This window comes from Rheinheimera sp. (assembly GCF_030690345.1).
Lineage (GTDB): Bacteria > Pseudomonadota > Gammaproteobacteria > Enterobacterales > Alteromonadaceae > Alishewanella.
Map to the genome: position 1 here is coordinate 613,730 of NZ_JAUYGV010000001.1, position 11,896 is coordinate 625,625.

An 11,896-nucleotide genomic window follows, 5' to 3' on the forward strand; every position below is an offset into this window, starting at 1 on the left:
GAACCAGAACAACAAGGAATTCTTATGTTTAAACCACGTTATATTGCGCTGCTTTACGCGCTGGCCAGCGGCTCTGCCTTTGCCAGCGACGGCACGCGCTTACTGCGCCAGCCGGATATCTCGGCAGAGCATTTAGCCTTTGTTTACGGCGGCGATATTTGGCTGAGCGACAGCAACGGGCAAAATCCGCGCCGTTTAACCAGCCACCCGGCCAGTGAATTTGCACCGAAATTTTCGCCGGACGGCAACTGGATTGCCTTCTCCGCCGCGTATGACAACAACACTGATGTGTACGTTATGCCGGTTAGCGGTGGCGCGGCCACAAGGCTGACCTTCCACCCGGGCGTGGATACGGTAAACGGCTGGAGCCCGGATGGTAAAAGTGTGATCTTTGCCTCTAACCGCGAAATTGCCAACAGCCGCAGCAACCAGTTATACCAGGTAAGTGTTGACGGCGGTTACCCGCAAAAACTGATGCAAGCCGTGGCCTTTGAGGGCGATTTAAGCAGCGATGGCAAAAAACTGGCGTACCGGCCCAACAATATGGCCTACAGCGGCGCCAGTGGCTGGCGTTTACATCGTGGCGGCAGCACGCCACCGGTGTGGATCATCGATTTGGAAAAACAGCAGCTGGAGAAGATCCCCCACCCTAATGCCAATGAATTTAACCCGTTTTGGCTTGGTGATAACGTGTATTTCCTGTCAGATCGCGACAACACCGCCGTAAACCTGTATCGCTACGCCAATAAACAAGTACAGCAACTGACTAACAGCACCGACTGGGATTTACGCAGCGCGACCGGCCATGGTAACAGCATAGTGTACGAAGCCGGTGGCTACCTGCACCGCTTTGACGTTGCCAGCGGCCAAAGCACGCCTATTCGCGTTGACATAAACAGCCAATCGGCCCAGCTGCGGCCGCAATGGAAAGATGCCGGCAAAACTCTCACTGCTGCCCGCTTGTCCGCTACCGGCCAGCGTGTAGTGGTGAGCGCCCGTGGTGATATATTTACTGTACCGGTAAAAGACGGCAGCACGCGCAACCTGACGCAAAGCAGCGGTGTGCGCGAATTCGATGGCCTGTGGAGCCCGGACGGCAGCAAAGTAGCCTACATTTCTGACGCCGGCAATAAACACCAGTTGGTGCTGCAAAGCCAGGATGGCTTAAGCCAGCCCGAGGTATTTGCCCTGGCCGACAGCGGCTACTTTAATCTGCTGAGCTTCTCGCCGGACGGCAACCTTATTGTCTATCACGACAACCATTTAAACCTGTACGCGTATAATCTGAAAAGCAAACGCAGCCAAAAGCTGGACACGTCCGCGCGGCGCGACGGCTTTAAGGTGTCGTTTTCGCCGGACAGCCGTTACTTAGCTTATACCGTATCTGCGGCTAACTACTTCAGCCAAATCAAATTATTTGATTTTAGCAGTAATAAAACTACAGCTATTACCGATGGCATGAGCCATGCCGACGACCCGGTATTTACCCAAGACTATCTGTATTTTACCGCCTCGGTAAATACCGGCCCGTCTCAGGTGGGGCTGGACTTATCCACCCGCGAGCGGCCGGTGCGTAAAGCCATCTATGGCTATGTGCTGGCAAACGATGGTAAATCGCCGTTACTGCCGAAAACCGGTGATGAACCGCTGAAAAAAGCTGAAGATAAAGCAGCGAAAAAAGATAAGGACGAGGATAAACCAGCAGTAAAAGCAGTGAAAATCGACCTTGCCGGGTTACAAAACCGCATTATTGCCCTGCCGTTGGCCGAACGTAACTACGACAGCTTAAGCGTGGCCGAAGACGGCGCGCTGTTTTATGTCGAGCGCAGCCAGCCGGGCAGCAGTAACGAACCGCCGGCACAGCGCAACGACAACAATGGCAGCTTATACCGCTTTGACTTTGAAGAGAAAAAAGCCGAGCTGGTTAAAGACAGCCTGGCCGGTTACAACCTGAGCAACGACGGTAAAAAGCTGCTGTTGCTCAGCGCCCCTAACAGCCTGCAGGTAGGCGATGCCAAAACCAAACCGGACGCCAAAGCCGTAAGCCTGGCTGAAGTACGCAGCTTTGTAGACCCGGCGCAGGAATGGCAGCAAATCTTTAACGACGCCTGGCGCATGCAAAAAGAGTACTTTTATGATGAAAAAATGCACGGCATTAACTGGCAGGCTATTTACGACAAATACCAGCCAATGCTGAAGCATGTACAACGCCGCGAAGATTTAAACGAGGTGTTGGTAGAGATGATTGCCGAGCTGCAGGTGGGCCACAACCGCATTGGCGGTGGCGATGTGCACCAGGAAGGCTCCAGCAAAGTGGGCCTGCCAGGAGCTGATTTTGTGATCAACAACGGCAAATATCAGTTTAAAACCGTGTATCGGGGTGATCGCTGGAGCCCGTTCCTGCAAGCTCCGCTAAATGTGCCCGGCGCCGCCGCCAAAGCCGGTGACTACCTGTTAGCAGTAAACGGCCGTGAGCTTAGCGCCAAAGATAATGTGTTTGCCTTTTTCGACAATACGCTGGGTAAACAAGTGGTGTTGAGCATTGCCGACAATGCCAAAGGCTTAAACCGGCGCAATATCACCATAGAGCCGGTGGCCAACGACAGCCAACTGCGTTTATGGCACTGGGTAGAGCAAAACCGCCAACTGGTGGCAGAAAAAACCGACGGCAAAGTCGCCTACGTTTACCTGCCTAACACTGCCGATGGTGGTTTCTACTTCTTTAACCGCATGTTCTTCGCGCAAACCGACAAACCGGCAGTTATTCTGGACGAGCGTAAAAACGGCGGCGGCCAGGCGGCAAACTACATTACCGAAATTCTCGGCCGGCCGTTTTTATCCGGCTGGAAAGACCGTGACGGCTTAGTGTTTACCACACCGGGCGGCGGTATTTACGGCCCGAAAACCATGTTGATCGATCAAGACGCCGGCTCAGGCGGCGACTTCCTGCCCTGGGCTTTTAAGCGTTTGGGTTTAGGTAAAACCATCGGCACCCGCACCTGGGGTGGCTTAATTGGTATTTCGGCCAACCCGCCGATGATCGACGGTGGTTTCCACGTTGTGCCGTTTTTCCGCTTCTACACGCCGGATGGGCAGTGGCGGGTAGAGAACGAAGGCGTAGCACCGGATATCGAGGTAGAGCTGGATCCGATAGCGGTAAATAAAGGCATTGATGTGCAGCTGGAACGTGCTGTTGAGCACACCCTGGCAGAGCTCAAAGCCAACCCGCCAAAAGATCACAGCAAAGCTCCGGCCATGCCGACTAAGCTGGGTTTATAATCTCCTGCAAGTAACGCAAAAACCGCTGCCCTGCAGCGGTTTTTTTATGTCCCGGTCAAGTGTTCATCACTCATCAGCCTACCTGAGCTGACCAGCAGATGCTTCAGACATATTTTCCCCTTATTTTAAAAACACCGCCGCTTGGCGCATATCTGCGCCTTTATGCGGCAAACCTTTTGCTGAGCTGCGCGACGCGCTGGCCCAGGTAGCGTGCGCTGAGTAAATCGGTTTCATTTAACAACCCATCGGCGGATTGGGCGATAACACCGGACTGCGCCCCCAGCCGGTTAAGTCCGGCGGCGTTGTGGTTGCCGGGAAGATCCAGCCCCGCCCATAACATACCCTGCTGATTGGCCAAAATTTGCAGGTACTGCAGGGTATGCAGCTGATCACCGCTGAAATTACTGCCAATGGTAAAGCCGGCGGCAATTTTATTGGCCCACAATTGCTGCTCCCAGCGCTCGCTGGTGGCATCGGCAAAGGCTTTAAACTGCGCCGACACAGAGCCCATATAAGTGGGTGAGCCAAATACTATTGCATCGGCACTGTCTAATTGCTCAAGCAATGGGTTATTGCGAAACCGCCCTGCGCTAATATCGGCGCCGGCAATTTCAGCCTGCATAACAGTAACACCCTGCACCGTAGCTGCACCTGCTACCACCGCTGTGGCCAGTTGCCTGGTGGTACCGCCGGCGGAGTGAAACACCACTGCGACTTTTATCACTGAATCCTCCTTATCACTGCCATCCTTATCAATGCGATCTTTATCAAAGCGTTATTGCTCCATTAGCTGGTTTAAAAAAGCCGTAGTTAAGCGGCTTTGCTTTGCATAATATGCTGGTGCAGTGTCAGGGCCGCTTGCTGCAGTTGCAAAAACAGCGCAGTGTGTTTTACCTGTTGGTACTGCGCATCAAACACCTGGTGAAAGTTGGGCACCGACACTGTACCGGTAAGCTTGGCACCCATAAAAGGTGCGGCTTGCACCGCCGCCTGCAGCACACTTTGTGCCCCGCCTGCCCCGGGTGCAGCAGAGAGAAACAACGCCGGTTTATGCTGAAAAATATGCCGTTGGCTGCGCGAAGCCCAGTCGTACAAATTTTTAAACGCAGCGGTAAAGGTGCCGTTATGTTCGGCAAAAGATACGATCAGGCCGTCAGCTTGGGCTATTTGCTGCAAAAACGCGGCTATCTTTGCCGGTGCGCCCAGCTCAGCCTCGCGCTGCTCGCTGTAAATCGGCAGCTCGTAATCATCAATATTTAAGCTGATAACCTCTGCCTGCGGCAGCAACCGCGCCACGCTAAGCGCCAGTTGCTGGTTAATAGATTGCGGATTATTACTGGCGGCAAATGCAAGAATTCTCATAACACCTCCTTGCGGGCTTTGTCCTGGTTTAAGTTGCGCTCGGCCGGCAGATCACTGAGGTATTGCACAAATTCTACTTCAAACCCGGCCGGGTCAACAAAGTAGACGTTTTTACGATAAGGGTCATCGGCGCCAGGCTTGGCAATGGCATAGCCGGCGGTATTCAACCTGGCGATAACCGCATCAAGGTTGTTAGTAACATAGGCAAAATGGGCAAAACCAACGCTGTGTCCGGCCAAGTCGCGGTTTTCACCTTCGCCATGATCGCTCAGTGCCAGATAGTGAGAATCGTCACCAAAGTGCAGCCATTTGCGCGGCTTGCCATACCATTCACCCCGGCCCTCGTCGCGAATGTGCCAGTGCGGAAAGGCCGCGCGGTAAAAATGCAGCATGGCATCAATATCGGCCACCACCAAATTAACGTGTTCTAAGTACATAGGTTGTCTCCTTGCATTAAGTCGACCGGTAGGTTAAAACCTTAACCTAAGTTAAGGTAAAGTGTTTTTTTGAAAAAAATGGCAGAAAAATGAAGGGGCTTGAGATGACTGATGCAACCTGGAGTGTCGGGCGCGTAGCAAAACGCTGCGGCGTGAAGGTCAGTACACTGCACTTTTACGAGCAAAAGGGCCTGATTAAAAGCTGGCGTAATGACGGCAACCAGCGCCGTTACAAGCCGGAGGTGCTACGGCGTATTTCGGTGATTAAAGCGGCGCAAAAAGTCGGCATTAGTTTGGAAGAAGTAAAACAAGCGTTTTTATCCCTGCCCGACAGCCGTACACCCACGGTGGAAGACTGGCAGCTGTTATCAAGCAACTGGCAGAAAATGCTTGATGCGCGCATTGCTTACCTGCAACGGCTGCGCGATTACCTCACCGGTTGTATTGGCTGCGGTTGTTTAAGCATGAGCAAATGCCCGCTGTATAACCCGGATGATGTACTGGGCGCTGAAGGTACCGGGCCGGTTATTCTGGAGCAGGCAGAGCAGCAAGCGGCAGGCTAACTGCTCAGTTGTGCCAGCTCAGTGTTGGCCAAACAGTGCAACCTGCTGTGTATCTGCTTTGGCCTGGTACATCGCACTGTCGGCGCGCTTTAACAGCTCCTGTGCGGTGTCGCCATCTTGCGGCGCTATGGCAATACCTATACTGATATGAATATGCAGGGTTTGCTGATGCAGCGCAAAAGGCTGCGCCACATGCTCAACCAGCTGTTTAGCGAGGCGCAATACGTCGTTTTCCTGCTTTACTTCCAGTAACAAGCAGACAAATTCATCCCCGCCCCAGCGGCTTACTATATCGCCGTCGCGAATATAGGCCTGTAACCGGCTGGCTACGGCCAGCAATACCTGGTCGCCGGCTTCGTGGCCGTAGGCATCATTAATGCCCTTAAATTTGTCGACATCAATAAATAATACCGCCAACGACCAACCATGCCGCTTAGCCTGCGCCAGACCATGGGCCAGCGCCTGGTCAAAGGAGGCACGATTAGGCAAGCCGGTAAGTTTGTCGGTAAGCGCACTGTGCAATGCGGCTTTTTCAGTCTGCTTCGATAACAGTAAATCGTCGCGCATGCTTGCCAGATCGGTTTTCACCTCATCCAGCTCCGACTCAATACCAATACGGGTGGCTATTTCATTGGTCAGTTTTATATTCACCCGTTTTAAGTCATTGGCTGCTTTGGCCACAATAACTTCCGCATCTTCATTCTGCTTCAGCGCCTGCTGTATCACAGCGACCGGCGCCTGGTCCTGATTCAGCGCATCATTAACCGAACCCAGCTCACCTGCCGCTGTGCTGATATCTTTCTTTATCGCTTCGTTTTTTTTCAGCACACTGTGTAGCGACAAGCGTTTGCCGGTGCGTTTATCTCTGTTCACTTTGGGTTCTGCTGACATTTCAATACCTCTTAATTAACGCTGTCACGACAGACCTTGCCGGCGCGGCTTGAAATGGCCTGAGCATACAAGTTGCCGGCTAAGATTACTGTGCGTTATCGCACAGAGCGTAAATAACGCAGTACCCGCTTAACCAAACCGGAACAAAGTGTACAAGTGTTCACTGAATAAACCCCTGAACCATTTTCAGTGCAAAATTTAATTATTTTTAAATTCAATCAGATAACAAAATTTAAACTATAAAGCAAAAACCAAAACTGGCCAAACCAGATAACTTAGTGTACAACTGTGCGCTGAAATAAACTGATAGCGTGAACCTGTAGTGAAGCCATTTTTCAGCCGCCTTTGGCGCAGCTTTTGTTTAATGCTGGGCAACCAGAGTTCGTTAACCTTGTATTTTTTGCCGTTGCTGCAGCGGCTTTGGCCGGGCTTTTTACCGGGGCAATACCGCGCAAGGCTGGTTGGCAAGCAGTGGCAAACCGCAGATATGCTGCAATTAAGCTTTCAGGTATCCGGCCGCTGGCCGGGTTTTCTGCCAGGCCAACATCTGTTAATAACGCTGCAGCACCAGGGCCGCTATATCAGCCGGCCGTTCAGTATTTGCTCGCCGTTTAGCCTGTGGCAAAGCCACCGGCAGATACAGCTGTGCTGCAAAATCAACAGCGCGGGTGAATTTACCCCGCTGTTGCAACAGCTGCAAAACGGCACTGTAGTAAATATCAGCGCGGCGCAGGGCGATTTTTGCCGGCAGCAACCTACACTGCCCACCCTGTTTGTCGCCGCCGGCTCCGGCATTACGCCCATCGCCTCTATGCTGCTGAGCCAACGCCATTGGCTGGCACCGGTAACGCTGTACTACCGCTGTCGCGGCAGTGAAAACGCGGCCTTGCTAAGCGAACTGACACAACTGGCAGCCCGCCAGCCGCTGTTTAGCTTAATGTTGTCTGACAGCCGCACTGAGCCGGCGGAAACATTGCAACAACAGCTGCTCACTGATAGCAACGACAAGCAGTTTTATCTGTGCGGCCCGGCGGCTTTTATGCAACAAATACGCACTGCGCTGCTAAGTAGCGCTGTTAAACCGGCGCAAATACAGCAGGAACAATTTGGCCTGGCCATGCCTTTAGCAACCGGACACAGCAATGATGCAACACCACTGACGGCCAGCTTTATCCGCGCCGGCATCAGCACGCAGGTAACACTGAACCCACAGCAGAGCTTATTGCAAAACGCCGAGCAGCATGGCCTGGCGCCGCGCTTCGGCTGTCGTATGGGCGTATGTTTTCAATGTGTGTGCGACAAAGTATCCGGCCAGGTGCGCGATTTGCGCAGCGGCGCCCTAAGCGGGCATGGTGCAGAGCAAATTCAGCTGTGTGTAAGCCAACCGGTAACCGAATTAGTGATTAAGCTGTAACAGGATTATTGATGAAACTTTCCACTGCACAATTTACCGCGCTTGAGCAAGAGCTGGATAGCGTAAAACAACAGGTACAACAGCAACTGGGTGATGCCGATGCGCGCTATATCCGTCGGGTATTGCTGGTGCAGCGCTTAAGTGCACTAAGCGGGCGTATTTTGCTGGTGCTGGGCTTTATTACGCCCTGGCTTTGGCTGGCAGGTGTGTTGCTGTTAGCATTGGCAAAAATACTCGACAATATGGAAATTGGTCACAATGTGCTGCATGGTCAATACGACTGGATGAACGACCCGGTGCTGCATTCCAAACGCTATGAATGGGATATTGCCTGCGATGCCGGAAGTTGGCAGCGCACACATAACTTTGAGCACCACACTTACACCAATATTATTGGCAAAGACCGCGACTTTGGTTACGGCCTGCTGCGCTTAAGTAACGATTTTCGCTGGCGGCTGCGTAACTTATGGCAAGGCGGCACTTACCTGCTGCTAAGCATGTTGTTTCAATGGGGCGTGTCGTATCACGAGCTGGCCGCGCAGCGGGTATTCGCCGGCAAAAAGAAGGCTGATCGCCATTCACAGGTTAGCGACAGCGAACTAAAAAAAGCCTTTTTTGGCAAGGGTGCCCGCCAGTTGATAAAAGATTATCTGTTCTTCCCGCTTATCGCGGGGCCAATGTGGCTGTGGGTATTGTGTGGCAATTTGTTGGCGAATTTAATCCGCAACTTATGGACTTCAACCGTAATTTTCTGCGGCCATTTTACCAAAGAAGTGTATGCCTTCAACGCTGCACAGTGCGAAGGCGAAAGCCGTGGTCAGTGGTATTATCGCCAAATGCTGGGTTCATCAAACTTTACCGGCCCTACCTGGCTGCATATTTTAACCGGCCATTTAAGCTGCCAGATAGAGCACCATCTGTTTCCAGATATTCCGGCGCGGCACTACCCTGCTATGGCGAAACAGGTGCAGGCTATAGCGACAAAATATGCTATTCCGTACAACAGCGGCAGCTTTGTGCGCCAGTACAGCACGGTATTTCTGAGGATTATGCGCTATTCACTGCCGGGTGGCGGGAAAGCTGTAAAAGGGTTATGACGCAGTACGCTTATCGGTGCGGTCCAGCGCGCGGATAATATCGCGCCAGCTTAAAATACCCTGCGGCCGGTTCTGGCTGTCTACCACCGGAATACAAGATACGCCATGCGTATTAAATAGCTGAATGGCATCCATTACCTTAGCCTGCGGCTGCAAGGTAACCGGCTGGCGTAGCATTATTTGGTGCACTTTCTTGTTTAGCGTCGCTAAATCACGCGGCGTCTCGGCGGCAGTGCCTATATGCGGGCTCAGCGCTTTAAACAAATCACGATCAGATAACACGCCAAGTAAAATGCCATTTTCCACCACCAACACATGGTGAAACTTTACATGGTCAAAAATCTGCTTTACCACCGTCAGCGCATCATCCGGCGATACGCTAACCGGTTTGGTACTCATTAATTGAGCGATATTAAGCATCAGGGTTAACCTTTACTGCGCAGGAAAAACGCGACGATAACTGAGGTTAGCACGCCCATAATGGCAGCGCCTATCACGCTTTGCAGCATATAGTTGTTTAAGCTGAAATACTCCGCAGCCCGCTCTGTGCTCATCATGCCCTGTGCTATGGCATAAGCCTGCACGTTGGGGAAATAGTCCGGGGTAATTACCTTGTGGGTTAGCCACTGCGCTGCCGGGCTTAACAGCACCACCACCAGCGTAATTAGCAGCCCCGCTTGCATGCCCTGTTTCCAGCTCATAGTGCCGTTATAATCGCGTGTCTTTTTCTGCCTAAGCGCCAGTACATAAACCAGTATCGCCGGTATGGCAAACAGGTTGGTATAAGTAGCGTGCTGCGCAATATGCCGGCCATGTAAGCCGACTAACTGCTCGCCCCACATCCATAGCAGCATTACCGCAGTAAAAATAAAGCCCCAGCGTATTTCTGTCAGATATTTTTGCATAACCTATTGTTCTTGTTAGCGTAGACACAGCAAAACTATAGCGCTTTTATATGGCTTTACCAGCCGTTTACGCAGACATATCTATACTTAAAAGCTGCAGCAGATAAAGGTAAAGCTTATGCGCCAACAGATCCTTGATACCGCACTGCAACTGGCAGCGAAAACCGGCTGGGAGCAGCTAACGCTGCAACAGATTGCCACTGCGCTGCATATCAGCCTGGCGGATATTTACCGGCATTACCGGCAAAAGGATGATTTAGTCGATGCCTGGTTTGACCGGGCCGATCTGGCGCTGCTAAGTGCACAGATCAGTAAAGAGTTACCTGCCACAACCCGGCTGCAACAGGCAATACAGCATTGGCTGGCGGCGCTTGCGCCCTACCATAAACTTACCGGCCAGATGCTGCTGTATAAACTGGAACCGGGCCATATTCATTTGCAACTGGACGGTATTTTACGCATCAGCCGCACTGTGCAGTGGCTGCGTGAGGCGGCCGGCTTAACTGCCAGCGGCACAGCGAGGATTGGCCAGGAGCTGGCATTAAGCAGCCTGTTTGTCGCTGTATTTATTTACTGGTTAAATGACAGCTCGGCCGGGCAGCAGCGCAGCCTGAAGATACTGCAGCGCAAGTTGCAGTGGGGCGATGCAGTGCGCTTATGGCGCTAAATGGGGCATAAGCTATAGCGCTAGCTGTCACGCAGTTGCTGGTGCAACGCTTTAAGCGTTTTAATATCTTCACTATAAGCCATCGCATGTTCGGCGCGGGCCAGGGCCGCAGCAGACTGGCGCAGTGCATGCGGGCGAAATTCGCTGTGCTGGCCGGATAACGCCAACAGGCTTTTTTGCAGGCGAATTTGTACTTCCAGCATGGCGGCACCATCACGGGCTATCGGGGTATAAAAATCGTCAAACAGCTCGCTCAGTTGCAGCGGCAACACAAATACCTGCGGATATGTCACTTCGGCTTGCTGCGGCGCAGTTTGTTGCCAGTTACTTAATACCCGCATACCGCGGCCGATAATTTCAATCGCCGTGCCGGGGTCATTAATGGCCGGCGATAAGGCTTTCGAAGCAATCTCGGCCAGTACCAGCAAGCCAAAACGCGGATCCTGGTCAAAGGTGCGGTAATCGCGGATACAAAATGCATCCAACAGCGCCGTGTTGTCAGTTGCCGGAGCCGGGCTTAGCCACAACAACGGCCGGCTGGGTTCAATAAACACCCCGGGCCGCACACTGACATACAGCTGGCAGTTATGCTCAGCACCCCATTTATTCAGTGCTTTAATATCAATGTGCTGCAAATAGCCGATGCAGTTGCTTAACAGCGGTTTGGCGTTCGCCGGTATATCGTCAAGGCTGCTCAGCTGCGCGGCTTGCAACCAGGGCGCCGCGTTGTGCCGCTTTAACGCCGCATAGGCCTCGTCTTCTACTTTATTTGCCGTTTCGCCCACCCGGCCAAGGCCGGATAAGTGATTGATCCACACCAGCATCATCACTACTATTAATGCCACCACCAGGATGGTAGTAAGAAACAACACCACTTCGCCGCGTTTGTCGTACAGTTCGGTGTTTAACAAAATAATGCTGACAATACTGAATAAAAACGAGCCGACAAAGGTGGCCAGCGCATTTTGCGTAGTGCTGTCTTCCATTAACAACCTGGTGGCACGCGGCGACACATTGTTGGTAGACGCGCTGTAAGCAGCTACCATTACACTAAGCGAAAAAGTGGTAACGGTAAGCATGCTGGAGGCCAGAATCGTCAGTATTTCCCCGGCCGCACCGGCACCGATAATATCGGCTAAGGCGTCAGGAATGTGATCCTGCAGCACTACCGCAAGCCCGGCCGATAGTAGCGCCAGCACGGCAAAAGATACAGTACGAACCCACAACTTGCGGCTTAACTGTAATAATTGCCAGCCCCACTTTGATACCATGATTCGGGCC

The 11,896-nt window shown here is 52.4% G+C and carries 12 protein-coding genes; 5 read left to right on the plus strand and 7 right to left on the minus strand.

What is annotated here, in order from left to right; genetic code table 11:
- The first annotated feature begins 24 nt into the window (after positions 1-24).
- A complete protein-coding gene (locus tag Q8O77_RS02905) occupies positions 25-3,279 on the plus strand; it encodes a S41 family peptidase (protein ID WP_305551368.1) in 3,255 nt (1,084 codons plus the stop codon).
- A gap of 160 nt (positions 3,280-3,439) precedes the next feature.
- On the opposite strand, the gene Q8O77_RS02910 is transcribed toward Q8O77_RS02905, so the two are convergent.
- From Q8O77_RS02910 to Q8O77_RS02920, 3 genes are all read right to left on the minus strand, one after another.
- The gene (locus Q8O77_RS02910; RefSeq protein WP_305551369.1) at positions 3,440-4,003 is read right to left on the minus strand and encodes a flavodoxin family protein; all 564 of its coding nucleotides are present in this window, start codon (positions 4,001-4,003) and stop codon (positions 3,440-3,442) included.
- An 86-nt stretch (positions 4,004-4,089) separates the two neighbouring features.
- The gene (locus Q8O77_RS02915) at positions 4,090-4,641 is read right to left on the minus strand and encodes an NADPH-dependent FMN reductase (protein ID WP_305551370.1); all 552 of its coding nucleotides are present in this window, start codon (positions 4,639-4,641) and stop codon (positions 4,090-4,092) included.
- Entirely contained in the window at positions 4,638-5,078 is a 441-nt protein-coding gene (locus Q8O77_RS02920) for a VOC family protein (RefSeq protein ID WP_305551371.1), read from the minus strand. Before Q8O77_RS02920 ends, Q8O77_RS02915 begins: the two co-directional genes overlap by 4 nt.
- Before the next feature lie 104 nt (positions 5,079-5,182).
- Between Q8O77_RS02920 and soxR the strand changes: the two genes are divergently transcribed.
- Complete coding sequence (gene soxR, locus Q8O77_RS02925) at positions 5,183-5,641, plus strand: redox-sensitive transcriptional activator SoxR (protein ID WP_305551372.1); 459 nt, start codon at positions 5,183-5,185, stop codon at positions 5,639-5,641.
- A gap of 18 nt (positions 5,642-5,659) precedes the next feature.
- Here soxR and Q8O77_RS02930 read toward each other — a convergent pair whose 3' ends face one another.
- Entirely contained in the window at positions 5,660-6,532 is an 873-nt protein-coding gene (locus Q8O77_RS02930; protein WP_305551373.1) for a GGDEF domain-containing protein, read from the minus strand.
- A 322-nt stretch (positions 6,533-6,854) separates the two neighbouring features.
- On the opposite strand from Q8O77_RS02930, the gene Q8O77_RS02935 reads away from it, so the two are divergent.
- On the plus strand, positions 6,855-7,946 hold the full coding sequence (locus Q8O77_RS02935; RefSeq protein WP_305551374.1) for a flavin reductase family protein: 1,092 nt from the start codon (positions 6,855-6,857) through the stop codon (positions 7,944-7,946).
- A gap of 11 nt (positions 7,947-7,957) precedes the next feature.
- Positions 7,958-9,043: an acyl-CoA desaturase gene (locus tag Q8O77_RS02940; RefSeq protein WP_305551375.1), complete on the plus strand. Its 1,086-nt coding sequence runs from the start codon at positions 7,958-7,960 to the stop codon at positions 9,041-9,043.
- On the opposite strand, the gene Q8O77_RS02945 is transcribed toward Q8O77_RS02940, so the two are convergent.
- Both Q8O77_RS02945 and Q8O77_RS02950 read right to left on the minus strand, forming a co-directional pair.
- Positions 9,038-9,463, minus strand: coding sequence for a CBS domain-containing protein (locus Q8O77_RS02945; RefSeq protein ID WP_305551376.1), 426 nt, complete (start codon positions 9,461-9,463; stop codon positions 9,038-9,040). The two genes, Q8O77_RS02940 and Q8O77_RS02945, sit on opposite strands and share 6 nt — an antisense overlap.
- Positions 9,464-9,468: 5 nt before the next feature.
- A complete protein-coding gene (locus Q8O77_RS02950; protein ID WP_305551377.1) occupies positions 9,469-9,948 on the minus strand; it encodes a DUF4199 domain-containing protein in 480 nt (159 codons plus the stop codon).
- 118 nt (positions 9,949-10,066) lie between these two features.
- Between Q8O77_RS02950 and Q8O77_RS02955 the strand changes: the two genes are divergently transcribed.
- Entirely contained in the window at positions 10,067-10,615 is a 549-nt protein-coding gene (locus Q8O77_RS02955) for a TetR/AcrR family transcriptional regulator (protein WP_305551378.1), read from the plus strand.
- Between the two features lie 20 nt (positions 10,616-10,635).
- On the opposite strand, the gene Q8O77_RS02960 is transcribed toward Q8O77_RS02955, so the two are convergent.
- The gene (locus Q8O77_RS02960; RefSeq protein ID WP_305551379.1) at positions 10,636-11,886 is read right to left on the minus strand and encodes a DUF2254 domain-containing protein; all 1,251 of its coding nucleotides are present in this window, start codon (positions 11,884-11,886) and stop codon (positions 10,636-10,638) included.
- Positions 11,887-11,896 lie beyond the last annotated feature (10 nt).

What these genes read in the sequence shown, in the direction of transcription:
- Q8O77_RS02950 (WP_305551377.1), bottom strand. Translation starts at nt 9,948, where the DNA reads ATGCAAAAATATCTGACAGAAATACGCTGGGGCTTTATTTTTACTGCG.
- Q8O77_RS02945 (WP_305551376.1), bottom strand. Translation starts at nt 9,463, where the DNA reads ATGCTTAATATCGCTCAATTAATGAGTACCAAACCGGTTAGCGTATCG.
- Q8O77_RS02915 (WP_305551370.1), bottom strand. Translation starts at nt 4,641, where the DNA reads ATGAGAATTCTTGCATTTGCCGCCAGTAATAATCCGCAATCTATTAAC.
- Q8O77_RS02930 (WP_305551373.1), bottom strand. Translation starts at nt 6,532, where the DNA reads ATGTCAGCAGAACCCAAAGTGAACAGAGATAAACGCACCGGCAAACGC.
- Q8O77_RS02905 (WP_305551368.1), top strand. Translation starts at nt 25, where the DNA reads ATGTTTAAACCACGTTATATTGCGCTGCTTTACGCGCTGGCCAGCGGC.
- Q8O77_RS02940 (WP_305551375.1), top strand. Translation starts at nt 7,958, where the DNA reads ATGAAACTTTCCACTGCACAATTTACCGCGCTTGAGCAAGAGCTGGAT.
- Q8O77_RS02920 (WP_305551371.1), bottom strand. Translation starts at nt 5,078, where the DNA reads ATGTACTTAGAACACGTTAATTTGGTGGTGGCCGATATTGATGCCATG.
- Q8O77_RS02955 (WP_305551378.1), top strand. Translation starts at nt 10,067, where the DNA reads ATGCGCCAACAGATCCTTGATACCGCACTGCAACTGGCAGCGAAAACC.
- soxR (WP_305551372.1), top strand. Translation starts at nt 5,183, where the DNA reads ATGACTGATGCAACCTGGAGTGTCGGGCGCGTAGCAAAACGCTGCGGC.
- Q8O77_RS02960 (WP_305551379.1), bottom strand. Translation starts at nt 11,886, where the DNA reads ATGGTATCAAAGTGGGGCTGGCAATTATTACAGTTAAGCCGCAAGTTG.